This window comes from Candidatus Macondimonas diazotrophica (assembly GCF_004684205.1).
Classification (GTDB): domain Bacteria; phylum Pseudomonadota; class Gammaproteobacteria; order UBA5335; family UBA5335; genus Macondimonas; species Macondimonas diazotrophica.
Map to the genome: position 1 here is coordinate 128,917 of NZ_SRIO01000002.1, position 25,738 is coordinate 154,654.

At 64.0% G+C, this 25,738-nt stretch carries 22 protein-coding genes and 3 tRNA genes; 23 read left to right on the forward strand and 2 right to left on the reverse strand.

All coding sequences use genetic code 11. From position 1 onward, the window contains the following. Positions 1–16: 16 nt before the first annotated feature. On the forward strand, positions 17–1,120 hold the full coding sequence (gene queG / locus E4680_RS02175; protein ID WP_135280736.1) for a tRNA epoxyqueuosine(34) reductase QueG: 1,104 nt from the start codon (positions 17–19) through the stop codon (positions 1,118–1,120). Positions 1,121–1,212: 92 nt separating this feature from the next. On the opposite strand, the gene E4680_RS02180 is transcribed toward queG, so the two are convergent. Continuing rightward, positions 1,213–1,287: transfer RNA gene (locus E4680_RS02180), tRNA-Val, on the reverse strand. A 131-nt stretch (positions 1,288–1,418) separates the two neighbouring features. On the opposite strand from E4680_RS02180, the gene E4680_RS02185 reads away from it, so the two are divergent. The 15 genes from E4680_RS02185 to E4680_RS02255 all read left to right on the forward strand — a co-directional run bounded on the left by E4680_RS02185 (position 1,419) and on the right by E4680_RS02255 (position 15,724). After that, positions 1,419–2,504 carry a phospholipase A gene (locus tag E4680_RS02185; protein ID WP_135280737.1) on the forward strand — a complete coding sequence of 362 codons (1,086 nt, stop codon included), beginning with the start codon at positions 1,419–1,421 and terminating at the stop codon, positions 2,502–2,504. A 78-nt stretch (positions 2,505–2,582) separates the two neighbouring features. Beyond that, a complete protein-coding gene (gene gltX, locus E4680_RS02190; protein WP_135280738.1) occupies positions 2,583–3,983 on the forward strand; it encodes a glutamate--tRNA ligase in 1,401 nt (466 codons plus the stop codon). 37 nt (positions 3,984–4,020) lie between these two features. Then, positions 4,021–5,430 (forward strand): NfeD family protein, encoded by a 1,410-nt coding sequence (locus tag E4680_RS02195; protein ID WP_240696083.1) that lies wholly within the window; start codon positions 4,021–4,023, stop codon positions 5,428–5,430. A gap of 20 nt (positions 5,431–5,450) precedes the next feature. Beyond that, positions 5,451–6,221 carry a slipin family protein gene (locus tag E4680_RS02200; protein ID WP_422666659.1) on the forward strand — a complete coding sequence of 257 codons (771 nt, stop codon included), beginning with the start codon at positions 5,451–5,453 and terminating at the stop codon, positions 6,219–6,221. Positions 6,222–6,311: 90 nt separating this feature from the next. Beyond that, a complete protein-coding gene (locus E4680_RS02205) occupies positions 6,312–8,858 on the forward strand; it encodes a protein kinase domain-containing protein (protein WP_135280740.1) in 2,547 nt (848 codons plus the stop codon). A 43-nt stretch (positions 8,859–8,901) separates the two neighbouring features. Beyond that, positions 8,902–8,977, forward strand: a tRNA-Ala gene (locus E4680_RS02210). Positions 8,978–9,019: 42 nt separating this feature from the next. After that, positions 9,020–9,095: transfer RNA gene (locus tag E4680_RS02215), tRNA-Glu, on the forward strand. Positions 9,096–9,352: 257 nt separating this feature from the next. Beyond that, on the forward strand, positions 9,353–10,243 hold the full coding sequence (gene cysM / locus E4680_RS02220) for a cysteine synthase CysM (RefSeq protein WP_135280741.1): 891 nt from the start codon (positions 9,353–9,355) through the stop codon (positions 10,241–10,243). Positions 10,244–10,266: 23 nt separating this feature from the next. Further along, complete coding sequence (locus tag E4680_RS02225; RefSeq protein WP_135280742.1) at positions 10,267–11,040, forward strand: 3'-5' exonuclease; 774 nt, start codon at positions 10,267–10,269, stop codon at positions 11,038–11,040. 5 nt (positions 11,041–11,045) lie between these two features. Continuing rightward, positions 11,046–12,410: a 23S rRNA (uracil(1939)-C(5))-methyltransferase RlmD gene (gene rlmD / locus E4680_RS02230; protein ID WP_135280743.1), complete on the forward strand. Its 1,365-nt coding sequence runs from the start codon at positions 11,046–11,048 to the stop codon at positions 12,408–12,410. Continuing rightward, positions 12,400–12,885: a CYTH domain-containing protein gene (locus E4680_RS02235; RefSeq protein ID WP_167792337.1), complete on the forward strand. Its 486-nt coding sequence runs from the start codon at positions 12,400–12,402 to the stop codon at positions 12,883–12,885. Before rlmD ends, E4680_RS02235 begins: the two co-directional genes overlap by 11 nt. Continuing rightward, positions 12,882–13,388, forward strand: a complete 507-nt coding sequence (locus E4680_RS02240; RefSeq protein ID WP_135280745.1) for a L,D-transpeptidase — start codon at positions 12,882–12,884, stop codon at positions 13,386–13,388. Before E4680_RS02235 ends, E4680_RS02240 begins: the two co-directional genes overlap by 4 nt. Beyond that, positions 13,385–14,416, forward strand: coding sequence for a beta-N-acetylhexosaminidase (nagZ, locus tag E4680_RS02245; protein WP_205688709.1), 1,032 nt, complete (start codon positions 13,385–13,387; stop codon positions 14,414–14,416). The genes E4680_RS02240 and nagZ overlap by 4 nt, the downstream gene beginning before the upstream one ends. Further along, positions 14,409–14,966: a hypoxanthine-guanine phosphoribosyltransferase gene (locus E4680_RS02250; RefSeq protein ID WP_135280746.1), complete on the forward strand. Its 558-nt coding sequence runs from the start codon at positions 14,409–14,411 to the stop codon at positions 14,964–14,966. The genes nagZ and E4680_RS02250 overlap by 8 nt, the downstream gene beginning before the upstream one ends. Beyond that, positions 14,963–15,724, forward strand: a complete 762-nt coding sequence (locus E4680_RS02255) for an S-methyl-5'-thioinosine phosphorylase (protein WP_135280747.1) — start codon at positions 14,963–14,965, stop codon at positions 15,722–15,724. Before E4680_RS02250 ends, E4680_RS02255 begins: the two co-directional genes overlap by 4 nt. Before the next feature lie 92 nt (positions 15,725–15,816). On the opposite strand, the gene E4680_RS02260 is transcribed toward E4680_RS02255, so the two are convergent. Next, positions 15,817–17,472, reverse strand: coding sequence for an electron transfer flavoprotein-ubiquinone oxidoreductase (locus E4680_RS02260; protein WP_205688710.1), 1,656 nt, complete (start codon positions 17,470–17,472; stop codon positions 15,817–15,819). Positions 17,473–17,595: 123 nt separating this feature from the next. Between E4680_RS02260 and thpR the strand changes: the two genes are divergently transcribed. The 7 genes from thpR (at position 17,596) to E4680_RS02295 (ending at position 25,706) form a co-directional block, all read left to right on the forward strand. Further along, on the forward strand, positions 17,596–18,189 hold the full coding sequence (thpR, locus tag E4680_RS02265) for an RNA 2',3'-cyclic phosphodiesterase (RefSeq protein WP_135280749.1): 594 nt from the start codon (positions 17,596–17,598) through the stop codon (positions 18,187–18,189). Between the two features lie 182 nt (positions 18,190–18,371). Next, positions 18,372–20,366 (forward strand): transketolase, encoded by a 1,995-nt coding sequence (tkt, locus tag E4680_RS02270; RefSeq protein ID WP_205688711.1) that lies wholly within the window; start codon positions 18,372–18,374, stop codon positions 20,364–20,366. Between the two features lie 41 nt (positions 20,367–20,407). Next, positions 20,408–21,421, forward strand: coding sequence for a type I glyceraldehyde-3-phosphate dehydrogenase (gap, locus tag E4680_RS02275; protein ID WP_135280750.1), 1,014 nt, complete (start codon positions 20,408–20,410; stop codon positions 21,419–21,421). Between the two features lie 74 nt (positions 21,422–21,495). Next, entirely contained in the window at positions 21,496–22,674 is a 1,179-nt protein-coding gene (locus tag E4680_RS02280) for a phosphoglycerate kinase (RefSeq protein WP_135280751.1), read from the forward strand. Positions 22,675–22,733: 59 nt separating this feature from the next. After that, entirely contained in the window at positions 22,734–23,582 is an 849-nt protein-coding gene (locus E4680_RS02285) for an AAA family ATPase (RefSeq protein ID WP_135280752.1), read from the forward strand. A gap of 29 nt (positions 23,583–23,611) precedes the next feature. After that, the gene (locus E4680_RS02290) at positions 23,612–24,850 is read left to right on the forward strand and encodes a vWA domain-containing protein (protein WP_135280753.1); all 1,239 of its coding nucleotides are present in this window, start codon (positions 23,612–23,614) and stop codon (positions 24,848–24,850) included. A 1-nt stretch (position 24,851) separates the two neighbouring features. Then, positions 24,852–25,706 carry an alpha/beta hydrolase gene (locus E4680_RS02295; RefSeq protein WP_135280754.1) on the forward strand — a complete coding sequence of 285 codons (855 nt, stop codon included), beginning with the start codon at positions 24,852–24,854 and terminating at the stop codon, positions 25,704–25,706. Positions 25,707–25,738: the final 32 nt, after the last annotated feature.

A 25,738-nucleotide genomic window follows, 5' to 3' on the forward strand; every position in this document is an offset into this window, starting at 1 on the left:
AGCTAGAATACGAGCCATGACCGTGCTCGCCAATGCGTCCAGCTCTTCATCCGGGATGCGCGATCCTGTTGCACTCGCGCGGGAGATCAAGCGCTGGGGGGTTGAGCTGGGCTTTCAGCAGGTCGGCATCAGCGCGTTCGATCTCGACGACGATGCCGATCGGCTCGACGCGTGGCTTGCCGATGGTTTTCATGGCGAAATGGGCTACATGGCGCGCAACACCGGGCTGCGGCGCCATCCCGAGGGTCTGGTGCCGGGCAGCGTGCGCGCCATTTGCGTGCGCATGGATTATCGCCCCGTGGCCGAATATCCCGATCACGTTCTGAACGTGCCAGCGCTCGGCTACGTGGCGCGCTACGCCTTGGGCCGGGATTATCACAAGGTGCTGCGCAAGCGCCTCGAACAGCTGGCCCGGCGCATCGCCGATGCAATCGGCCCGCATGGCTATCGCGTGTTTACCGACAGCGCGCCGATTCTGGAGAAGGCGCTGGCGCGCCAGGCGGGGCTTGGCTGGATCGGCAAGCACACCAATCTGCTCGACCGGCAGGCCGGCTCATGGTTTTTCCTGGGCGAGATCCTGACCGACTTGCCACTGCCGGTCGATCAGCCGCTTGACGCGCATTGCGGCAGTTGCCGGGCCTGCATCGATATCTGCCCGACCGGCGCCATCGTCGGTCCCTACCGGCTCGATGCGCGGCGTTGCATCAGCTATCTCACCATCGAGCATCACGGGCCGATTCCGGAGTCTTTGCGGCCGTTCATGGGCAACCGCATCTATGGCTGCGATGACTGCCAGCTGGTCTGCCCGTGGAACCGCTATGCCGCGCTCAGCGGCGAGGAAGCCTTCGCGCCGCGCCACGCACTGGACGCGCCGCGTCTGGTGGACCTGTTCGGCTGGGACGAGGCCACGTTCGAAAGCCGGCTGGCCGGTTCCCCCGTGCGCCGCATCGGCCATATCCGCTGGCTGCGCAACCTGGCTGTGGCGATGGGCAACGCGCCGCCGGATCCGGCTATCGCCGCGGCTTTGGCCGCGCGTCTGGACCATCCTGCCGAACTGGTGCGCGAGCATGTCCATTGGGCGTTGGCGCGACAGCAGACCACGCGACAAGGGGCGCAGTGAACGATGTGGGTCGTGCGGATCAGGTCTTGCGGGGCGTGAATTCCCCGGGCATCGCCAGTGTCGGCGGGTGGGGCAGAATCCGAGGGGGGAAGTGGTGGGCGGTACAAGATTCGAACTTGTGACCCCTGCCGTGTGAAGGCAGTGCTCTACCGCTGAGCTAACCGCCCACGCAAGCCGCTGACAGTAGCCGATAAGCTGTACTGTCGTCAATATTCGACGCGTCACGTCGGTGATCAAGACTTCACCATCAGCTCCCGCTAAACTCCGCGGTGGCTGTTGCTCGAGAGAAGCATGAATCATGCGTACGGCGATGTGGGTTTCAGGTCTCTGCGTGATGGGGCTCCATGTGGCATCGGCGGCCGATACGCCGGTGATTCCGGCGTCACTGGGCAGTTGCCGGGTATTGACCGACGATGCGGCGCGGCTCCAGTGCTATGACACGGTCACGGGCCGCACGCCAACCCAGCGCATCGAGGCTAATCCGGCACCCGCCGCGAAGACGAACGCGCCGCAGGCCGCCCCTGAATCGAGCTTGGATGCGGTGGTAAAAGCCGTGACGCCGCCCCCGGCCGAGGAGCCACCGTCTCCTCTGGCCAAACGCTGGCAGCTGGTGGCCCAAACCGATCGGGGGCCGTTCGTGATCACGCCCTATCGGCCCACCTACATCCTGCCGCTCTCCTACGCGGGCCGGCGCAACGTGGAGCCGTTTCAGGCAACCTTCGGCGAGGATGAACCGTACGATGCGATCGAAGCGAAGTTTCAGCTGAGCTTCATGAGCAAGCTGTGGCCGGAGTTTCTGCATCCGCGCGGTGATCTGTGGTTCGCCTATACCCAGCAGTCGTTCTGGCAGTCCTACAACGGTGAGGCTTCGGCGCCGTTTCGCGAAACCAACTATGAGCCGGAACTGATTTATTCATGGAAGACCAACTTCAAGACGCTGGGACTGAACAGCCGCCTGTTGAATGTCAGCCTGGATCATCAGTCCAATGGCCGCGATGATCCGGTCTCACGCAGCTGGAATCGCATCATTGCCAGTGCACTGTTCGATCACGGGGACGATTTCGCGCTGGGCCTGAAGGGCTGGTGGCGCCTGCCCGAGGATGAATCGGAGGACGACAATCCGGATATCGAGGATTACGTGGGCCGGGCGGAACTGTGGACGTTCTGGACCGCAGGGCGCAACCACTATGCCGTGATGCTGCGCAACAACCTCGATCTGGGCGATCCGCGCGGCGCGTTGCAGTTGGACTGGAGCATTCCGCTCGGCCACTCTCCGGTCCGGGGCTATGTGCAGTATTTCTACGGCTACGGCGACGGATTGATTGACTACGACTTCATCGCCAATCGGCTGAGTGTAGGGTTCCTGCTCACCGACTGGATGTGAGGCGCGACCGGGGAGTTTGGTAGAATCGCCGGCCTTGCGCCCGGCTTCTGCCCGCCCGTCCTGGAGTCAGCTCTAGTCATGACCGTCGTTACCCGTTTCGCTCCCAGTCCCACTGGCCATCTGCATATCGGCGGCGCCCGCACGGCGCTGTTTTCCTGGCTCTACGCGCGCCGCCAAGGCGGGCGATTCATCCTGCGGGTGGAGGATACCGACCGGGAGCGCTCGACCGACGAATACGTCCAGGCCATCCTCGAGGGCATGGCGTGGCTCGGCCTCGAGCACGATGACGGTCCTTATTATCAGACCCAGCGTTTTGATCGTTACAGGCAGATCATTGAACGTATGCTTGCGGAGGGGACGGCCTATCGGTGCTATTGCAGCCGGGAACGGCTCGATGCGCTGCGGGCCGAGCAGATGGTGGCCAAGGAAAAGCCGCGATATGACGGCTTGTGCCGCGACCGTCAGGATCCACCGCCCGAGGGCGTTAGCCCGGTGGTGCGCTTCCGCAACCCGACGGACGGGCAGGTGGTGTTCGAGGATCTGGTGCGCGGGCCCATCGCTTTCGACAACGCCGAGCTCGACGATCTCATCATCGCCCGTTCCGACGGAACGCCCACCTATAACTTCACGGTGGTGGTCGACGATGCGGACATGGGCGTCACCCATGTCATTCGCGGCGACGATCACATCAATAATACTCCCAGGCAGATCAATCTGTTGCGGGCGATCAGTGTAACCCCGCCAGCCTATGCCCATGTCCCGATGATCCTGGGCGCCGACGGTCAGCGCCTGTCCAAGCGCCATGGCGCCGTCAGCGTGCTGCAGTATCGCGATGACGGCTACCTGCCCGAGGCGCTGCTGAACTATCTGGTGCGCCTGGGCTGGTCGCATGGGGACCAGGAAATTTTCAGCCGCCAGGAAATGATCGACTTGTTCGATCTCGCGGCGGTGCACCGGGCGCCGTCCACTTTCAATCCCGACAAGCTGTTGTGGCTCAATCAGCACTATCTGAAAACCGAGGATCCCGGGTATGTGGCCGGACATCTGCAGCCTCATCTGGCGGCGCTGGGTGTGGATCCTGACGCGGGGCCGGATTTGGCCGAAGTCGTGCGGGCGCTGCGCGAGCGCAGCAAGACACTGGTCGAGATGGCCGAAGGCGCGCGATTTTTCTTTGCCGAGCATGTCGCCTACGATGAGAAGGCGGTGGCCAAGCATCTGGGCGAGGAGGGGCGTCGCGCGCTGGGTGCAGCGCAGGCGGCCCTTACCGATCTTACCGAATGGACGATCGAGGCGATTCACGGCGTGATCGAAACCGTTGCCGCCTCGGGAGGCTGGAAGATGGGTCAGGTGGCGCAGCCCTTGCGGGTCGCAGTGAGCGGCACGGCGGTGTCGCCACCCATCGACCAGACGCTTCAGTTGCTGGGGCGAACGGTGAGTCTGGCGCGGATCGAGGCCGCGCTGCGGCACGGCCAATCCTAGCGCGGCGGCTGGCCGCGTTTTCTGCGAGGGAGGACGTGTGCGGGCATCAATACGGCGGATATTGCTCCTCGGCTTGCTGGTTCTGTTGGCGACAACGGGCTGGGCGGCCGAGCAACCATCCCTGTCCGGTCGGGTAGTCGAGCTGGCCCTGACCGGTCCGGTCGGACCCGCGAGCAGCGATTACCTTCTGCGGGCGCTGGAGCAGGCCGACCACGGCGATGCGGCGCTGGTGGTGCTTCGCATCGATACGCCCGGCGGGCTCGACAGTTCGATGCGCGACATCGTCCAGGCGATCCTGGCCTCGCGCGTTCCCGTGGTCGGTTTCGTGTCCCCATCGGGCGCCCGTGCCGCCAGCGCCGGAACCTATATTCTCTATGCCTGTCATCTGGCTGCCATGGCGCCGGGGACGAATCTCGGCGCGGCGACGCCAGTCGCGATCGGGCCGGGCGGCACGCCACCTGGGGAACCGGCGAAGCCCGAGCCGTCCGACGGCGCGACGGCGGATGGCTCGCGGCCGCCGGCGCCGGCCGATACCCTGGCGCGCAAGTCGCAGAATGACGCCGTGGCCTACCTGCGCGCCTTGGCCGAACTGCGGGGGCGCAACGCCGACTGGGCAGAGCGGGCGGTGCGCGAAGCCGCCAGTCTGTCCGCCCAGGCGGCCATGACGGCCGGGGTCATCGAGGTGGTGGCTTCCGATCTGCCGGATCTATTGCGACAGATCGACGGACGGCGCGTGGCAGTGGGCGGTGGTCTCGCGACGGTGGACGTTCAGGGTCGCGAGGTGGTGCCGCTGCTGCCGGATTGGCGGACCCGTCTGCTGGCGGTGATCACCAATCCCAACGTGGCCTATCTGCTGATGCTCGTGGGCGTTTACGGTCTGATCCTGGAGTTCTACAACCCGGGCATCGGCGTGGCGGGTGTGGCCGGTGGCATTTGTCTGTTGCTGGCCTTGTTCGCGTTTCAGGCGCTGCCGGTGAACTACGCCGGCATGGCTTTGCTGGTGCTCGGCGTGGTGCTGCTGGTTGGCGAAGCGGTCATGCCCAGCTTCGGCGCGCTCGGCATCGGCGGGGTGATTGCCTTTGTGTTGGGTTCCATTTTGCTGCTCGATCGCGACATCCCGGAATTCCGGATTGCCTGGGGGTTGATCCTTGGGGTCGGGCTGGGCTCGGCCGTTGGCGTTGCGCTGTTGGCCGCGTTTGCCGTGCGCGCGACGCACCGTGCGGTGACGACGGGTGCCGAAGCGATTCTGACGGATTGCGGCGAGGCGATCGCGGATTTCGTCAACGGCCGAGGGCCGATCCGGCTGCAGGGCGAAATCTGGCAAGCGCAGTGCGACCGCCCGGTGAGTGCCGGGGATGCGGTGCGTGTAGTGGAGCGCCGGGGTTTGATCGTGAAGGTCGAGCCCATGGCAAAGGATCTTGGATGGAACCAGGGAGTAAAACCATGAATATCACGGCGTTGGGAGTAATGATCGGGATCCTGTTGGCGATCGTGCTGTCGGGATTGAAGGTACTGCGCGAGTATGAGCGTGCAGTGGTGTTCACGCTGGGCCGCTTCTGGCGAGTCAAGGGTCCGGGACTGGTCATCATCGTGCCGATCGTGCAGCAGATGGTGCGTGTTGATGTGCGTACGGTGGTGATGGACGTGCCATCCCAGGATGTGATCTCGCGGGACAATGTCTCCGTGAAGGTCAACGCCGTTCTGTACTTCCGGGTGGTGGATCCGGAGCGTGCCATCAACCAGGTCGAGAACTATCTGGAGGCCACCAGTCAACTGGCCCAGACCACGCTGCGCTCGGTTCTGGGGCAGCACGAGCTGGATGAGATGCTCGCTGAGCGCGACAAGATGAATGCCGATGTGCAGCGGATTCTCGACGTACAGACCGATACCTGGGGGGTGAAGGTGGCCAATGTCGAGATCAAGCATATCGATCTCGACGAGAGCATGATCCGCGCGATTGCGCAGCAGGCCGAGGCCGAACGCAGCCGACGTGCCAAGGTCATCCATGCTGCCGGCGAGCTGCAGGCCTCGCGCAAGCTGCAGGAAGCTGCCCAGGTGCTGGCCGAGTCCCCGATGGCCATGCAGCTGCGCTATCTGCAGACGCTCACCCAGATTGCCGGCGACAAGAGCTCAACCCTGGTGTTTCCCTTGCCGATAGACCTTCTGAAACCGCTGCTGGAATCCCGTCCCCTTGGAGACGGAGGTAGTCGCCGGCCATCCGGAGATGCCCCCGACTGAGGGACTGCTAGGCCCCGCCATGAAATGCGTGGGGCTGTGTGATTCCTGCAGCGATCTGGATGCGGGACATCAAGGCAGCTCGGAAACATCATGCATTCCTTCAGGGACTGGCTGGCGGGGCAATGGATATGGCAGATCGCTGCCGTGCTGGGCACCGTGGTCGCGGTATTGCTGCAGGTGCCTGCGCTGCAGCAGCTGGAGCGGACGCTCTATGACCACGGGCTGCGCTGGGCGCCCGCCACCGGCGATGAGATCAGTCTGGCGCTGGTCGAGATCGATGCCCGGAGTTTGGGCGGGCAGCGGGAAGATCTGCAGACCCAGCTGGCGCGACTGATTCACTTGCTCCATGCCGACGGCGCGCAAGGTGTCGCGGTGCTGCTTCCACTGGAGCATGATCCTGGCCTGCCGGCATGGTTCACGGCGCTGGGGAGCGTCATCGAGGACAGCGCGCTGAGCGCGGCCGATCGGGCCAGCGTCAATCGCATGCAACGTCTGCTGGCCGATGGCCAACGGGATCTGGATCGCGTCAGCCTGTTGGCCCAGGTGATGCGTGATAGCCGGATGACGTATTTGTCGTTCCAGTTCGGCAGCCAGTTGGTTGCCTTACCGAAATCACCGGCTCTGCCCGACCCGCTGTTGCGTCATGCCATTCCCACGCGACCCGGGACGTCCGTGCCGAACACGATGCTGTCGTCCTGGGCGGTCGATCCGGAATCGATCAGACGTCCGGTGTTCCCGGCAGCCCGGGTCGCGAGCGCTGCCATGGGCATCGGTTATCTGGACGCGCCCGCGGACGCCGACGGCGTGATTCGGGCGCTGCCGCTGGTGATCGGTTACCAGGGGCATTATCACGCTGCTTTGCCGCTTCTTTTGGCCAGCCGCTGGCTGGAAGGATCGGCGCGGACCTTGCGCGTCGAGCCCGGCAGAGGGATTTATCTGGGCTCACGTTTCATCGCGACCACCCCGGGGATGCGGATCTATCCCGGCCGGATGAAGCGATCCATGGCGAATTGGAAGCGGGTCCGCCTGGCCGACGTATCGCCGACGCCCGCCGGCATCTTTCGAGGGCGTCTGGTGCTGGTCGGGCTGGCGCCGGAACTGGAAGTGCGTCCGCGTCCGGCCATTGAAGGCAAGTTGACGGAGCCGGAATGGCTGGGCGGCCTGACGCAACGGCTGGTCAGTTTCGATTTCTATACCCGCCCCCCCTGGGCGAATCACGGGCGCTGGGCGGCATTGGTCGGCGCAGCGCTGCTGGTGCTGCTGCTACCGCTGTTCCCCGCCTGGCTGGGCCTGTTGCTGGCTGTGGGATCCGGCATCGGGCTGCTCGCAGCCTTCGAGTATCTGCTGGTCTTTCAGCGCTGGTGGGTGGCGCTGGGGACTCCTGCCGTGTTGCTCTTCCTGGGGGCGGGTGTGACCGGCGTGCACGGTCTTTTGCATCACCTTCGGGACCTGGCCTATCTGGCGGATGACGGTGGGGATCTTCCATGGTGGGCCGAACCGCGCCGTCGCATGGCGCGGTGGATGCGGCGAACCTACAGGCGCACGCGGCAACAGCCCGCGGGGTTCGATCCCGCGATGGTTCTGGCCGGCGGGGCCGAAGTGTCGATCCCCCCACCGATCGCACGTCCGGACGCGCGAGGTCGCACCCGGACCCCGCATCTGCCAGACAAGCCGCCCGATGGGATCGCGGCGCGGCAGTCGTCGCGGGCGGCGTCCAAGGTAATCGACGTGATGGCGCGCGGGCCCAAGACGGGCGCGCGGGCGGGTACGCTTGAATCGGTCAGGACCTTGGGGCGCTACACCGTTGAAAATCAGCTCGGCAAGGGCGCGATGGGGGCGGTTTACCGCGGTGTCGATCCGCGTATCAATCGGGTCGTGGCGATCAAAACCCTCAATCTGCAGCAGGAATTCGAGGCTGAAGAGCTCACCCAAGTCAAAGAGCGCTTCTTCCATGAAGCGGAAGTGGCTGGAAGACTCAATCATCCCCATATTGTGACCATCTACGATGTTGGGGAAGATCACGGCCTGGGCTTCATCGCCATGGAGCTCATCGATGGCCATGACATGCGTCGATACACCCGCAAGGGCCATCTACTGCCTATCAACCGGATCATGGAGATGGGCGCACAAGTGGCCGAGGCGTTGGACTTCGCGCATCGAAACGGGGTGGTGCATCGTGATATCAAGCCCAGCAACATCATGCTGGATAAGGCCGGCCGTCAGGTCAAAGTGGCGGATTTCGGGATCGCTCGCATCGGAACAAGCGGCAAGACGCGAACCGGGACCGTTCTGGGGACGCCGCCCTACATGTCGCCGGAGCAGCTTTCCGGGCGTCCCGTGGATGGTCGTTCGGATGTGTTTTCGCTGGGGGTGGTCCTGTTTGAACTGATCGGCGGACGGCGCCCATTCGACGGGGATACGGTGGCCGCACTGATGAGTCGAATCGCCAATGAGCCACATCCCGATCTGATGGCATTGCGTGGCGGTGTACCCGCATGCTTGCGCAATATCGTCGATAAGGCACTGGAAAAAGACCCCGATAAGCGTTACCCCAATGCAGGTGCCATGCGCCTGGCCTTGTTGCGCTGTATTGAGAACAATTACACCGGGACCGGATTTGGTGGTCGGGGGGCTTGACGGGTACCGCGCCGGACAGTAAAGTTTGCGGCTTCCCGAGTGCGGGGCCATAGCTCAGCTGGGAGAGCGCTTGCATGGCATGCAAGAGGTCGGCGGTTCGATCCCGCCTGGCTCCACCAAGTTTTATGCTTGCTCACGGGATCGTAGTTGATATGTGTCACGTCCCCATCGTCTAGAGGCCAAGGACACCGCCCTTTCACGGCGGCGACCGGGGTTCGAATCCCCGTGGGGACGCCACTCATCTGAAGCGCTCGACAGACGGGCAGCAGCACTGAAAAGCACGGGCTGCCATGCCGGTGGCTACAGCCCCTTCTTCCGCTGCAAACCAATCCGCATTCCGTTTCGGTTCGGCACGTCCGGCGAGCTTGGCCATTGCCCGCATCGCCCGGTACAGGGCTGCCAGGCAACGGCCGGATGGATGCCCCGCGAGCTTCCGCATTTTCGTTCGATCACGATCGTTTCGCGGTCGCGCCCCATGGCTTACAATCCACGCCATGACATACCCCACCATCGAAGCCTTCGTTGGCAACACACCGCTGGTGCGCCTGCAACGGCTGGGACAGGCGACCGATAACACTTTGCTGGTCAAGCTGGAAGGCAACAATCCAGCGGGATCGGTCAAGGATCGTCCGGCCCTGTCCATGATCCGTCACGCCGAGGAGCGCCAGCAGATCCGGCCGGGCGACACGCTGATCGAGGCCACCAGCGGAAATACCGGCATTGCCTTGGCCATGGCGGCTGCGATTCGCGGTTATCGTATGGTGCTCATCATGCCCGAAACCGCCAGCAGCGAACGGGTGGCGACGATGAAGGCGTTCGGGGCCGAGGTGGTTCTGGTGTCGGCCGAGGCAGGCATGGAGGGCGCGCGCGACCTGGCCGAGCGCATGGTTGCCGAGGGGCGCGGCAAGATCCTCGATCAGTTCGCCAATCCGGACAATCCCCTGGCGCACTATGAAACAACCGGTCCCGAGATCTGGCGTGACACCCAGGGGCGAGTAACCCATTTCGTCAGCTCCATGGGCACGACGGGGACCATCATGGGTGTGTCGCGCTATCTGAAAGAACAGAATCCGCGCATTCGTGTGGTCGGCGTCCAGCCCGCGGCGGGCGCCCAGATTCCTGGCATTCGGCGTTGGCCGACCGAGTATCTCCCGCGAATCTTCGATCCCGACGCGGTTGATCGCATCCTCGATGTGGACCAGCACAAGGCGGAAATCACCACCCGCGCGCTGGCCGCCCAGGAAGGCATATTCGCCGGCATTTCCTCCGGGGGATGCGTCGCCGCCATGCTGACCCTGGCGCAGGAGCTGCGCGGTTCGACGATCGTCGGCATCGTTTGCGACCGCGGCGACCGCTATCTATCCACCGGCGTATTTCCCGCCTGAGTTTCATTCGGCAAGGACTGGCTTTGAATCTGCTCGTTTTCGACATCGAGACCGTTCCGGATACCGACGGCGGACGGCGGCTGTATGACACCGAAGGCCTGTCCGACGAGGATGTGGCCCGGATCATGTTCCATCAGCGCCGCCAGAAGACCGGCGGCGATGAGTTCCTGCCGCATTATTTGCACCGCATCGTGGCCATCTCGGTGTGCCTGCGCCGGGGGGATCAGCTCAAATTGTGGTCGCTGGGGGATCCGGAATCCTCCGAGGCCGAGCTCATCGAGCGGTTCTTCGAAGGCCTGGAGCGCTTCGCGCCCACGCTGGTGAGCTGGAACGGCGGGGGCTTCGATCTGCCGGTGCTGCACTATCGCGCGCTGATCCACGGGATCGCCGCCCCGCGTTACTGGGATGTCGGCGAGCAGGACAACAGCTTTCGCTGGAACAACTACCTGTCCCGCTTTCACTGGCGTCACATCGACCTGATGGATGTCCTTTCGGGCTTTCAGGGCCGGGCCGTCGCACCGCTGCAGGATATTGCCCTGCTGCTCGGTCAGCCGGGCAAGATGGGCATGGCCGGCAGCCTGGTGTGGGACGCCTATCTTGCCGGCGAGCGGGGACGCATCCGCGACTATTGCGAGACCGACGTACTCAATACCTATCTCGTCTATCTGCGCTTCCAGCTCATGCGCGGCCAGCTCGATCGCGCGGACTACGACGCGGAGCAGGCGCGTGTCCGTACCCTGCTCGAAGACGACAGCCGCGCGCATCTGCAGTCCTTCCGCGCGGCCTGGGCGGGCTGATCGTCATGGGTGGACGTCGCGCCGTACGGCGGGTTGCGCCGGTCGTTTCCGATCCCATCGAGGTCACCGCCATGGCCCATGACGGCCGCGGGATCGCCAGCCTGGACGGCAAGCGGGTGTTCATCCAGGGCGCCTTGCCGGGCGAGACGGTGAGTTTCCAGGTCAACCGCCGCACCCGTGACTACGATGAGGCCGAAGTGGTCGACGTGTTGACGCCCGCACCGGAACGGGTGGTGCCACGCTGCGCCGCCTACGCCCGTTGTGGCGGCTGCAGTCTGCAACACATGGACCCGGCCGCACAGATCCTCGCCAAGCAACAGGTCCTGCTCGACAACCTGCGGCATATCGGTCAGGTCAGCCCGGAGCGGGTGCTGCCGCCACTGACCGGACCGGTGTGGGGCTATCGCCGCAAGGCCCGGCTGGGTGTGCGCTGGGTGCGCGCCAAGGACCGCGTGTTGGTCGGCTTTCGTGAGCGGCGCTCGTCCTTCATTGCCGAAGCCGCGCGCTGCGAAGTCCTGGACGAAACGGTGGGTGGGCAACTGGAACCGCTGGCGGCGCTCATCGGCGGACTCAGCATCGCCGACCGGTTGCCTCAGATCGAGGTCGCGGTCACCGATACCCTGACCGTGCTCGTGCTGCGCGTGCTGGATGCGCCCAACGCGGCGGATCTCGAGGCATTGCGTGCATTCGGTATCGCGCATCAAGTCCAGTTCTGGCTGCAGCCCAAAGGTCCGGACAGCGCGGCGCCCATTCCCGGCGCGTGGGCGCCGGAGCACGTGCTGGGCTACCGTTTGCCCCAGGACGTGCTGGAAATGCGCTTCCGGCCCCATGACTTCACGCAGGTCAACGAGGCCATGAACCGGGCCATGGTGGCGCAGGCCATGGCGTTGCTCGATCCGGCGCCAAATCACCGACTACTGGATCTGTTCTGCGGCTTGGGCAATTTCACGTTGCCGATGGCGCGCCGTACGCGTGAGGTCGTGGGGGTGGAAGGCGATGCCGACCTGGTGGCTCAGGCGCGGAGCAATGCCGAACGCCATGGGCTCACACATGCCCGCTTCCTGATGGCCAATCTGTACGATACCGCGGCGCTCGATCCGGCGCCCTGGGGCGCTGATGCCTTCGATGGCGTGCTGCTCGATCCGCCGCGCTCGGGCGCGCGCGAGGTGCTGGCCGCCGTGGCGGCCACCGGGGCGCGGCGGGTGGTCTATGTGTCCTGTCATCCGGCCACTCTGGCACGTGATGCCGGCGATCTGGTCCGTCTGCACGGGTTTCAGCTCGAGGCGGCGGGGGTGATGGACATGTTCCCGCACACTGGCCATGTCGAGTCGGTGGCGCTGTTCGTGCGGGAGGGCGGCCGTGGCACTTGAGATCGAACGCAAGTTCCGGGTGACCGGCGATGCCTGGCGTGCGGCGGCCGAGCACGTGGAAGAACTGATCCAGGGCTATCTCAACCTCGAAGGCGGCGCGATCACCCGGGTGCGCATCGCCGGCGATCGCGCCTGGCTCAACCTGAAGGGGGCAACGCTGGACATCGTGCGCCACGAGTTCGAGTATCCCATCCCGCTGACCGATGCCCGCGAGATGCTTGCACATCTGTGCGTTGGACCGCCGGTGGAGAAGCGCCGACATCATGTGCGTCATGCCGGCCGACTCTGGGAGGTGGATGAGTTTTCCGGCGCCAATGCGGGCCTGGTAGTGGCCGAAATCGAACTCGAGCATCCCGATGCCCCGATCGAGCTGCCGCCCTGGGTGGGGCGGGAAGTGAGCCATGAACCGCGCTTTCTGAACATTTCCCTGGTGCACCATCCCTATCGCGACTGGACCGTGGTGGAACGGCAATGAGTGAGCGGCCCACGTCGGCCTGGCTGCATATCGCGCTGGCGAACCAGAGCCTGACCCTCATGACCGGCGATGCGGCCGTGCGGCGGTGGTCGGTATCGACGGCGGCCCGAGGCGCTGGCGAGCAGATGGGCAGTTACCAGACGCCGCGCGGCTGGCACCGAATTCGCGCGCTGATCGGCGGGATGGCTCCGGTGGGGGCCGTCTTTGTCGGCCGGCGCTGGACCGGGGAGCGCTATACGGCCGCACTGGGCCAACGCCATCCGGAGCGGGACTGGATCCTGAGCCGCATCCTGTGGCTGTGCGGCAGCGAGGTCGGCACCAACCGACTGGGCGCAGTCGATACGCAGCGCCGCTACATCTACATCCACGGGACGCCCGATGAGGTGCCGCTGGGGATTCCCGGTTCCAAGGGTTGCGTGCGCATGCATAACGCGGATGTCATCGAATTGTTCGATCATTGCCATCCCGGCATGCCGGTATGGATTACAGAGGAAGCGGGATGAACACACCGCCCGGTCCGTTGGTGGTGGGCCTGTCAGGACCGGTACTCACCCCGGAAGAACGAGAGATGCTGATTCACCCGCTGATCGGCGGGGTGATTCTGTTCGATCGCAACCATGAGACGCCCGAGCAGCTTCGGATGTTGATCGCGGCCGTGCGCACCGTGCGCTCGCCGCTCGTGGTGAGCGTGGATCAGGAAGGCGGGCGGGTGCAGCGGCTGCGCGCGGGCTTTACCCGCCTGCCGCCCCTGGGTTGGCTGGGCGGTCTGTACGAACGCATGCCGGCCGAGGCGCTCGCGGCGGCGCGCGAACTGGGCTGGCTGATGGCGGCCGAACTGCGGGGTGTGGACATCGACGCCAGCTTCGCGCCGGTGCTGGATGTGGCGGGCAATACCGAAATCATCGGCTCGCGGGCATTTCATGAAGATCCGGGGGTGGTCGCTGCGCTGGCCAAGACCTATGTTGCGGGCATGCACGAGGCGGGCATGGGTGCCACCGGCAAGCATTTCCCGGGTCATGGTTCGGTGCGGGGGGATTCCCATCTGGAGCTGCCCTGCGACGCGCGTCCGCTCGAGGCGATCGTGGCCCATGATCTGCAGCCGTTCGTCGCGCTCGCGCCGGATCTGGCGGCGGTCATGACCGCCCATGTCGTCTATCCGGAGGCCTGCACCCTGCCGGCGAGTTTCTCCATTTACTGGATCGAGACCGTGCTGCGCCGTCAGCTGGGCTTTGACGGCGCGGTGGTAAGTGACGATCTGGAAATGGCCGGCGCGCTGGTCATGGGCGATGTGCTCGCGCGCGCGGAACAGGCGCTCGCCGCGGGCTGTGACCTGCTGCCGGTCTGCAACGACCCCGCGGCGGTCGTCCGGCTGCTGGACCAGCTGCGCTGGACCCGGTCCGCCGGATTTGACCAGCGGTATGCTCGGCTGCTGGGAGAGGCGAGCGTTCAGGCCGATCCGGAACGGCTGCGCCGGGCACGGGCCCTGGCCGGGCAGGCGATGGATCATGTGGAAGGAGCAAACGATGGGTGAGTCGCGACTCGAGGAAGTCCGGCAGGTCAGAACCGAGGCGGATTGCCTGTGCCCGGCGGAGGCTGTTTCGGCTGCAATTGCACAGATGGCCGAGGCGATTACCGATGATCTGGCCGACCGCAATCCCTTGGTACTGTGCGTGATGACCGGTGCAGTGGTTCCCACCGCGTGGTTGCTCGAGCTTCTCGCGTTTCCGCTGGAGCTCGATTACCTGCACGCCACGCGCTACGACGGCGCGATTCAGGGCGCCGAGTTGCGCTGGATCCATCAGCCGCGCATGGCGCTGGCCGATCGCACCGTCTTGCTCGTCGACGATATTCTCGATGAGGGGGTGACGCTCGATGCCCTGCAATCCTGGTGTCGTGCCCAAGGCGCTGCCGAGGTGCGTACTGCAGTCCTGGCCCGGAAGCTCCATGATCGCAACCATCTGGGCACGAGCGCCGATTACATCGGCCTGGACGTGCCGGACCGCTACGTCTTTGGCGCCGGGATGGACTACAAGGGCTATTGGCGCAACCTGCCTGCGATCTACGCAGTGCGCGGGACATGAGCGAGGCAACGATGCAGAACCAGACTGTCACCGCTGTCATCGGCGGCACCGGGCTCACCCGATTGGAAGGCCTGGTCCTCGATGAAGACCGGGTCATCGAGACACCCTATGGGGCGCCGTCCTCGCCGCTCCATCTGGGCCATTATGCCGGCCATCCGGTGGTCTTCCTGGCCCGCCATGGGCAGGATCATCGCTTCGCGCCGCATCAGGTGAACTATCGCGCCAACATCTGGGCACTGCATCACCTGGGCATCCGGCGGGTCGTCGCCGTTGCCGCGGTCGGCGGGATCCACCCCGCGTTGGGACCGGCGCAGTTGGCGGTTCCGGACCAGATCATCGACTACACCTGGGGGCGTGCGCACACCTTTTCCGAGGAAGGCCGCGTGCTGCATGCCGATTGCACGGAACCCTACGACGGCGCCCTGCGTGCAGCGCTCATCCGCGCCACAGCCGCAGCCGGGGTGGAGGCGTTGTCACAGGGGGTCTATGCAGTGACTCAGGGGCCGCGCCTGGAAACCGCTGCCGAGGTGCGCAAGCTGCGCGCGGAGGGTTGCGACATGGTCGGGATGACGGCCATGCCGGAGGCGGCGCTGGCCCGCGAACTGGATCTGGCCTATGCCACCTTGGCGGTTTCGGTCAATTGGGCGGCCGGGCTCGGACCCGAGGGCAGCGACATCCATGGCGATATCGTGGCCAGCCTGGAGCGCGGCATGGACAAGGTGCGCCGTGTGCTGCGGGTAGTGCTCGGCGAGGCCTGATCCGGTCGGCATCGGAACCGAAAGCAGCTTGATCAAAAAAGCCCCGGGGGTTGCCCGGGGCTCTGATCGAACGGATGAGGATCCGTCGCTGATTACATGATCATGTAGTTGGGACCGCCGCCGCCTTCGGGTGTGACCCAGTTGATGTTCTGGGCGGGATCCTTGATGTCGCAGGTCTTGCAATGAACGCAGTTCTGCGCGTTGATCTGGAAGCGCGGCTTGCCATCGTCGTCCTTGACCACCTCATAAACACCGGCCGGGCAATAGCGCTGCGCGGGTTCGTCGTAGACCGGCAGGTTCTGCCCAATGGGCACTTCCGGGTCCTTCAACGTCAGATGGACGGGCTGGTCTTCCTCGTGGTTGGTTCCGGAGAGGTAGACCGATGACGGCAGGTCGAAACTGATCACGCCGTCGGGCTTGGGATAGTCGATGGGTTTGCTGTCGCTCGCCATCTTGAGCTCGGCATAATCGGCGGTATTGGCGTGCAGGGTAAACGGCAGCTTGCCGCCGGCGATGTTCTGGTCGATGAACTGGAACGGTGCGCCCATGAGAACGCCGAACTTGTGCAGTGCCGGGGTCCAGTTGCGGGATTTGTACAGTTCCTCCCACACCCAGGAATTCTTGACCTTCTCTTCGTAGCTCACCAGATCCTGGCCGCCGGTGTCGCCGGCGGTGAGCGCTTCCACGATGGCTTCGCCGGCCAGCATGCCGGTCTTCATGGCGGTATGGTTGCCCTTGATCTTGGCAGGATTGAGGAAGCCGGCCTCGCATCCGACCATCATGCCGCCGGGGAAGGTCAGCTTGGGCAGGGAGTTCAGCCCCCCCTTGTTCACCGCCCGGGCGCCATAGGAAATGCGCTTGCCGCCTTCCAGGGTTTCGCGGATCGCGGGATGGGTCTTCCAGCGCTGGAATTCCTTGAACGGAAAGAGGTAGGGATTCTTGTAGTCGAGCGCAATGATGTAGCCGCACAGAACCTTGTTGTCTTCCCAGTGATAGAGAAAGCCGCCGCCTTCGGTCCGGGTGTCCATGGGCCAGCCCGCGGTATGAACCACCAGTCCGGGTTTGTGCTTGGCGGGATCGATTTCCCAGATTTCCTTGAGCCCGATGCCGTAATGCTGGACATCGCAGTCGCTGCGCAGGTCGAACTGTTGCATCAGGCGCTTGCCCAGATGCCCGCGGCAGCCTTCGGCGAACACCGTGTACTTGGCGCGCAGTTCCACGCCCGGGGTATAGCTGTCCTTGGGTTCGCCTTTCTTGGACACGCCCATGTCGCCCGTGACGACACCGCAGACCGTCCCCTTGTCGTCGTAGATCACATCGGCGGCGGCGTAGCCGGGGAAGATGTTGGCACCCATGGCTTCGGCCTGATCGCCCAGCCAGCGCACCAGCTGGCCCAGGCTGATGACGTAGTTGCCTTCGTTGTGCATGGGCTTGGGCAGGAGTGCATTGGGGGTCAGTACCGAGCGCTGTTCGCTCAGCAGGAAGTACATCTCGTCATGGCTGACCGGCACATTCAGGGGCGCGCCGCGCTCCTTCCAATCGGGGAACAGCTCGTTGAGTGCGGTCGGCTCGAAGATCGCTCCGGACAGGCTGTGCGCGCCGAGTTCCGAGCCTTTCTCGACCACGCAGACCTCGATCTCTTGGCCAGCTTGTTCAGCCATCTGGAGAATACGGCAGGCGCAGGACAATCCGGCCGGGCCCGCGCCGACGATGACGACATCGAACTCCATTACTTCCCGTTCCACCATTACACTCCTTACTTTGATCAACTTGGGGACGCTTGTCCTTGTCGAATCGGGCATATTACCCAATGGGATGGGTGAAAAAAAGTTTTGGCGCCACGGGCCGGGACCCCTGCGGAGCGTTCGGGTATGCGCGATTCCACCATCACACGGGCCGAACGTGACGGCCGCAGGCGATTGTTTTTCGGCTTGAGGCCGTCGGCCGACTGTGCCTCATCGTGGCTTCAAGGTGCACGTCTGGCATTGGGCGAGCCGGACTGGCTGCGCTGGCAGGCCCCTGCGGATGTGCATCTGACAATCCACTTTCTGGGCATGGTGGAAACGGCTGCGCAGGCGAGGCTGATTGGGACGGTCACTGCGGAAATCGCCGGGCAGCGGCCTTTCGCCATCCACGCTGAGCGGGGCCTGTGGTTCCCGGATGCGCTTCGGCCGGTCGTGCTGGCGATGTCGGTAACGCGGGGCGTGTCCTTGACCCATCTCGCTGCGCGGGTGGCGAATGCGGTCCGCGACGCGAGTCTGTCGAGCGATCCCCGTCCGTTCCAGCCCCACATCACGCTGGCGCGGTTGCGTCGGCGTCATCCTGCGCTGCCGGTCGCGCCGTCCTTATCGGCGGGGCGATTTTCCGCCTCCGAGTTGATTCTTTTCGAAAGTGCTGGGGCAGGCGGCCCGGTTCGCTATCATCCATGCCACGTCTTTCGATTCACAGGATCGGTCAGCGCCTAAAAACAATGGGCATGAGGAGGCGAGTGCCCTGTAGGCCGCGGACTTCTGTTGATGTGGGACAATTCCCGATTGCCGCCGGGGAGGCCGATCAGCGACAATGAAAGGCTTTTCAGCCAGGGTGAATGCCGCCGGGTGTCGTCGGCCGGTCCTTTTACTCGATGAAACACTGGAGCGAGGAACTGATGCCGTCACGTCGAAAGCTCGCCAACGCCATCCGGGCGCTGGCCATGGACGCAGTGCAGGAAGCCAAATCCGGGCATCCGGGCGCGCCGATGGGGATGGCGGACATCGCCGAAGTGCTGTGGAATGATTTCTTGCGCCATGATCCTGCCGATCCGCGCTGGCCGGACCGGGACCGCTTCGTGCTGTCGAATGGCCATGGCTCCATGCTGCTCTATGCCCTGCTGCATCTGTCCGGTTACGCGCTGAGCCGCGATGATCTGCAGCAGTTCCGGCAGTTGCACAGCAAGACGCCGGGACACCCCGAGTATGGCATGACGCCCGGCGTGGAAACCACGACCGGACCGCTTGGGCAGGGTCTGGCCAACGCGGTGGGCATGGCGCTGGCGGAGCGCCTCCTTGCAGCACGGTTCAATCGCCGCGAGTTTTCGATCGTCGATCACTTTACCTATGCTTTTGCCGGTGATGGCTGCCTGATGGAGGGGATTTCCCATGAGGTCTGTTCTCTGGCCGGTACTTGGCAGCTTGGCAAGCTGATCGTCTTTTACGATGACAACGGCATCTCGATTGACGGACCGGTACAGGGCTGGTTCACCGATGATACGCCGGCGCGCTTCGAGGCCTACGGCTGGCAGGTCATCCGCAATGTGGACGGGCACGATGCCGACGCGGTCCGCGAGGCGATCCAGCTGGCTCGAGGTGACGCCAACCGCCCGAGCCTGATTTGTTGCAAGACCGTGATCGGCTTCGGTGCCCCCAACAAGCAGGGCTCCGAGTCGACGCACGGGGCGCCACTGGGACCCGAGGAAATCGCGGCCGCGCGCGAGCGGCTCGGCTGGCCGTATGCTCCGTTTGAAATTCCCGAGGAGATCGCGGCAGCCTGGGATGGTCGCGAGCGGGGCGGCCGGTTGTCGGGCCGCTGGCGCGCCTTGTTCGCGCGCTACCGCGAGGCTCATCCTGAGTTGGCCGCCGAATTCGAGCGCCGCTTGGCCGGTGATTTGCCGGCGGATTGGTCACAGACCTGCGCAGGATGGGTCGCGGACGTGGCAGCCCAGGGCGCGAATCTGGCGACCCGTCAGGCTTCACAGAAAGCGCTGGAACGACTTGGGCCCGTCTTGCCCGAGCTGGTCGGGGGTTCTGCGGACCTCACACATTCCAATCTCACCCACTGGTCAGGTTCGGTGAGTTTCTCGACCGAACGGCCCGATGCCAACAGCATCGCCTATGGGGTGCGTGAATTCGGCATGGCGGCGATCAACAATGGCCTGGCACTGCACGGCGGCTTCGTTCCCTTCGGCGCCACCTTCCTCGTGTTCTCCGATTATGCGCGCAACGCCATCCGCATGGCGGCCCTGATGCGCCAGCGCAGCATCTTCGTGCTGACGCATGATTCCATTGGTCTGGGCGAGGATGGCCCTACGCATCAGCCGGTCGAGCATTTGGCCAGTCTGCGCCTGATTCCGAACCTGCACCTCTGGCGGCCGTGCGACGCGGTCGAGTCCCAGGTCGCCTGGCAGCAGGCGGTGGCCTATCGTGAGGGGCCTTCGGCGCTGGTGTTTTCGCGCCAGAGCTGTCCCCATCAGGGGCGCGATGCGGCGCAGCTCGAAGCGATTCACCGGGGTGGCTATATCCTGCGCGACACGCCGGGCACGCCGGATGCGCTGATCCTGGCGACCGGATCGGAAGTGGCGCTGGCCATGGCGGCTGCCGAGCGTTTGGCGGACGAGGGCGTGACGGCGCGCGTGATCTCGATGCCGTGCGCGGAGGCTTTTGCGGAGCAGGATGCAGATTATCGGGAACGGGTTCTGCCTTCTGCGGTGACACGCCGCGTCGCCGTGGAAGCGGCTCACCCCTTGTATTGGCGAGCCTTCGTGGGTCTCCAGGGGCGGGTGATCGGGCTTGATCGCTTCGGCGAGTCCGCTCCGGCGGCAGCATTGATGACTCATTTCGGGTTTACGGTGGACAACGTGGTTGCGACCGTTCGAGACCTACTCTGACCGGCAGTAGGCCGGCTTAACCATCATCAGGAGTGATGCGCATGGCAATCAAAGTGGCAATCAATGGATATGGCCGCATCGGCCGCAATGTCTTGCGGGCGCTGTATGAATCCGGGCGCACCGGGGAAATCCAGATCGTCGCGATCAACGATCTCGGCGATGCCAAGACCAACGCGCACCTGACGCGCCATGACACGACCCATGGCAAGTTTCCCGGCACGGTGGCCGTGGAAGGCGACTACATGATCGTCAACGGCGACAAGATCCGCGTGCTGGCCAACCGCAACCCAGCCGAGCTGCCCTGGGGCGAGCTGGGCGTCGATGTCGTCATGGAATGCACGGGCTTTTTCACCAGCAAGGAAAAGGCTTCCGCACATCTGAAGGGCGGTGCCAAGAAAGTCATCATCTCCGCACCCGGTGGCAAGGATGTGGATGCCACCATCGTCTACGGCGTCAACCACGGTGTCCTCAAGGCGACCGATACGGTCATCAGCAACGCCAGCTGCACCACCAACTGTCTGGCGCCGCTGGTCAAGCCGCTGCATGAGAAGCTGGGACTGGTTGAAGGCTTGATGAACACCATCCACGCCTACACCAACGATCAGGTGCTGACCGACGTCTATCATGAAGATCTGCGCCGGGCTCGCAGTGCCACCCATTCCATGATCCCGACCAAGACCGGGGCGGCGGCGGCGGTGGGCCTCGTGTTGCCCGAGCTGAACGGCAAGCTGGACGGCTTCGCCATTCGCGTGCCGACCATCAACGTGTCGATGGTCGACCTCACCTTCACCGCTGGGCGCGCAACGACGGTCGATGAAGTCAACCAGATTCTCAAGGACGCCGCGGCCGGCGAGCTCAAGGGTATCCTGAATGTGAATGAGGATCCGCTGGTGTCGGTGGACTTCAACCATAATCCGGCCTCTTCCACGGCCGATCTGACCCTCACCAAGGTGATCGACGGCCGTCTGGTGAAGGTCTGCTCGTGGTATGACAACGAATGGGGCTTCTCCAACCGTATGCTGGATACCGCTCTGGCGCTAACCAAGGCGCAGTGACGATCAGCCGTGCCGGGGTGTCTCGATAGCCCCGGCACGGGTGTTCTTTCCGAACTCGCACTGCGGAGGCTGTGATGGCAATCCTCAAGATGACCGATCTCGAACTGCGCGGAAAGCGCGTGCTGATCCGTGAAGACCTGAATGTGCCGGTCAAGGACGGGAAGGTCACCAGCGACGCTCGCATTCGAGCCAGCTTGCCGACCATCCAGGCCGCGCTGGATGCGGGCGCTGCGGTCATGGTGATGTCCCATCTCGGACGCCCCAAGGAGGGCGAATTCGATCCGGCCTTGTCGTTGGCGCCCGTCGCCGCCGCCCTGAGCGAAGCCCTGGAGCGGGACGTCCCGTTGCAGCGCGACTGGCTCGATGAGGTGGTAGTGGCGCCGGGTGAATTGGTGCTGCTCGAAAACGTGCGGTTCAACGTGGGCGAGAAGAAGGACGATGAGGCGCTGGCGCGTCGTATGGCGGCCTTGTGCGATGTGTATGTGATGGATGCCTTCGGGACGGCGCATCGCGCCGAAGCCTCGACTCACGGCGTCGCCCGTTTCGCAGCGGTGGCTTGCGCGGGGCCTTTGCTGACCGGGGAACTCGACGCGCTCGGACGGGCGCTGACCGAGCCGGCACGTCCGTTGGTTGCCGTAGTGGCCGGTTCCAAGGTATCGACCAAACTCACCATTCTCGAGGCCCTGATCGAAAAGGTCGACCGGCTGATCCCCGGGGGCGGCATTGCCAACACCTTCTTGGCCGCAGCCGGTCAGCCCATTGGCAAGTCGCTCCATGAGCCGGAGCTGATCGATGAAGCGCGTCGCCTGATGACTGCTGCCGAAGCGAAGGGGGTGGCGATCCCGTTGCCCGTCGACGTGGTGGTGGCGACCGAGTTTTCAGAGCAGGCTAAAGGTGCCGTCAAGGCGGTACAGGCAGTCGGAGCCGATGACATGATTCTGGATATCGGGCCGGAAACGGCGCGCCAGTACGCGGCGCTGGCCGAGCAGGCCGGCACGATCGTCTGGAACGGCCCGGTGGGGGTATTCGAGTTTCCTGAATTTCGAGACGGAACACGGGCCTTGGCCGAAGCCATCGCGGACAGCGGGGCATTCTCCATTGCCGGCGGCGGCGACACCCTTGCGGCCATCGATCTGTTCGGCGTCGCGGATCGCATTTCCTACGTATCGACCGGTGGCGGTGCATTCCTGGAATTCCTGGAAGGCAAGACCTTGCCGGCCGTGGCGGCGTTGCAGGCACGGGCCATTGCCTGATTTTGTCCCGCGCCGCCTCCGAGTGGCGCGCGTGACCTCACTGGAAGGATAGTATTCGCATGCGTTTTGAAGGTACCGATTCCTACGTTGCGACCCGCGAACTCACCTTGGCCGTAAACGCCGCGATCACGCTGGAGCGGCCGCTTCTGGTCAAGGGTGAGCCGGGTACCGGCAAGACTCTATTGGCCGAGGAAGTGGCCCGGGCACTGGGCCGGCCCTTGTTCCAGTGGCACGTCAAGTCCACCAGCAAGGCTCAACAGGGGCTGTATGAGTACGACGCGGTCTCCCGTTTGCGGGATTCACAGCTCGGCGACCCCCGCGTGCATGATATTGCGCACTACATCAAGAAGGGCCCGGTCTGGGAATCTTTTCAGAGCACCGAGCGGCCTGTGCTCCTGATCGATGAGATCGACAAGGCCGATATCGAATTTCCCAACGATCTGCTGCGTGAACTGGATCGCATGGAATTCTATGTCTACGAGACGCAGACGCTGGTTCGCGCGGCGCATCGCCCTGTCATCATCATCACCAGCAACAACGAGAAGGAATTGCCCGACGCCTTCCTGCGCCGCTGTTTCTTTCACTACATCCGTTTTCCGGACCGGGAGAACATGGGGCGGATCGTGGATGTCCATTTTCCGGGTATCAAGCAAGAGCTGGTTCGCGAGGCGATGGAGGTGTTCTTCGACCTGCGCGAGGTGCCCGGCTTGAAGAAAAAGCCGTCCACCTCCGAGCTGCTGGACTGGCTGAAGCTTCTACTGGCCGAGGACATCCCGGCCGAGTCGATCCGCAGCACCGATCCGAACAACCTCATTCCGCCGCTCTACGGCGCGTTGCTCAAGAACGAGCAGGATATCCATCTGTTCGAACGGCTCGCGTTCATTGCCCGTCGCCAGGGCAATCTCTGAGCGCATCGCCGGTTGGGGAGGAGCCCATCATGCTGGTCGATTTCTTCTTTGCACTGCGCCAGGGCGGGGTTCCGGTCACGATCACGGAATTTCTCAGTCTTCTGGCCGCGCTCGACAAGCGCGTAGTGGTGGCCAGTCTGGACGACTTCTACTTCCTGGCGCGTACCTGTCTGGTGAAGGATGAACGTCACTACGACCGCTTCGATCAGGTATTCGGCGCCTACTTCAAGGGTGCCGAGGACCGTATGGAACAGCTCGCTCAGGCGGTGGCGGACGGACGGATTCCACCCGAGTGGCTGGCGCGGCGCAACGAGCTCAATCTTTCGCCCGAGGAGCAGGCGCTGATCGAGTCGCTGGGCGGTTGGGAAAAGCTGATGGAGGCCTTGCGCGAGCGTCTGGAAAACCAGAAGGAGCGCCATGAGGGGGGCAATCGAAACATCGGCACAGCGGGGCGTTCCCCGTTCGGCGCTTACGGCTACAACCCTGAGGGCGTTCGCATCGGCCAGGGGGGTCCCCGCCATCGCAGCGCGGTAAAGGTCTGGGATCAGCGTGAGTTCCGCAATTACGACGATCAAGTCGAATTGGGCACCCGCAATATCAAGGTCGCGCTCAAGCGCCTGCGCCAATTCGTGCGCGAGGGCAACGAGCTCGAACTTGATCTCGACGACACCATCCGGGCAACCGCCCGCAATGCCGGCTACCTGGACCTCAAACTCGTGCCCGAGCGGCGCAATCAGGTCAAGGTGCTGCTGTTCATGGATGTAGGCGGTTCGATGGACGACCATGTTCGGATCGCTCAGGAGCTGTTTTCGGCAGCGCGCGCCGAGTTCAAGCACCTGGAATATTTCTATTTCCACAACTTCCTCTATGAATGGCTATGGAAAGACAACCGGCGCCGGCGCACTGAGCGCATGCCGACGGCGGACGTGCTCGCGACCTTCGGTCCGGACTACAAGGTGATCTTCGTCGGTGATGCCACCATGAGTCCTTATGAAATCCTGCATGAGGGCGGCAGCGTGGAGCACCACAATCCGGAAGCGGGCGCGGTCTGGATGCGCCGGATGCAGGCGCATTTCCGACGCATCATCTGGCTCAATCCCGAGCCCGAGAACCGCTGGGAAGGTACGCCCTCGATCAATATCATCCGCCAGCTCATGGACGGGCAGATGTATCCCCTGACCCTGGATGGCCTGACGCAGGGCTTGCGCGCGCTCAATACCGGTCGCTCGACGACTGCGAACGTGCGGCCCCACGAGCCGATTCTCTAGCATGAGCAAATGGAGCGGGATGGTGCCCCGATGGACGGCGCCTTTACGGAACTGGTTTGGTGTGCGGCGGGTTCATACCGCCCGATTCGGGAATGACGCACGCCAGTGTCTGGACGTTTACCGGCCGGCAGGCTCCTCACCGATGCCGGTCATCGTGTTTTTCTATGGCGGGCGCTGGAAGCAGGGTCACCGGCGTTTGTACAGTCTGCTGGCGCGCCGTCTGGCCGCCCTCGGCGCAGTGGTGATCGTTCCGGACTATCGGCTCTATCCGGCTGTACGTTTCCCGGTCTTCGTGGAAGACGGGGCGGCAGCGGTCGATTGGGTGTTGCGTCATGTCGCGCAGTGGGGCGGGGATCCGGAGCGCGTTCATCTCATGGGTCATTCGGCGGGCGCCCATATCGGTGCGCTGCTCAGCCTTGATCCGCGTTATCTCGGTGTGCATGGGCATTCGCCGGCGACATTGGCGGGATTCGTGGGCTTGGCCGGACCCTATGACTTCATGCCCTTTCAGACCGATGAGTTGGTCGACACATTCGGTCCAGCCGAACGGCATGAGGAATCCCAGCCGATCCGCTTCGTCGATGGCCGAAACCCGCCTTTTCTATTGTTGCACGGCTCCAAGGATCGGGTCGTCGGACCTGGGAACAGCAAGCGGTTGTGGCGCCGAATCGAAGGATGCGGCGGGCGTGCGCGTATGGTGTTTCTGGAACAGGCCAACCATGTCAACATCCTCTGGGGCTTGGTGGTGCCCTTTTCTGCGGCATTGACCGGCGTTCGACGCGAGGTCGCTGGATTCATCACGGGCGGTGCCGAAGAACTGCCAAATCCTCCCAGCGACGTTGTTTCATTGAAGTGATCCATCGGCCGGCGCCCGACGTGAAGGAGCAG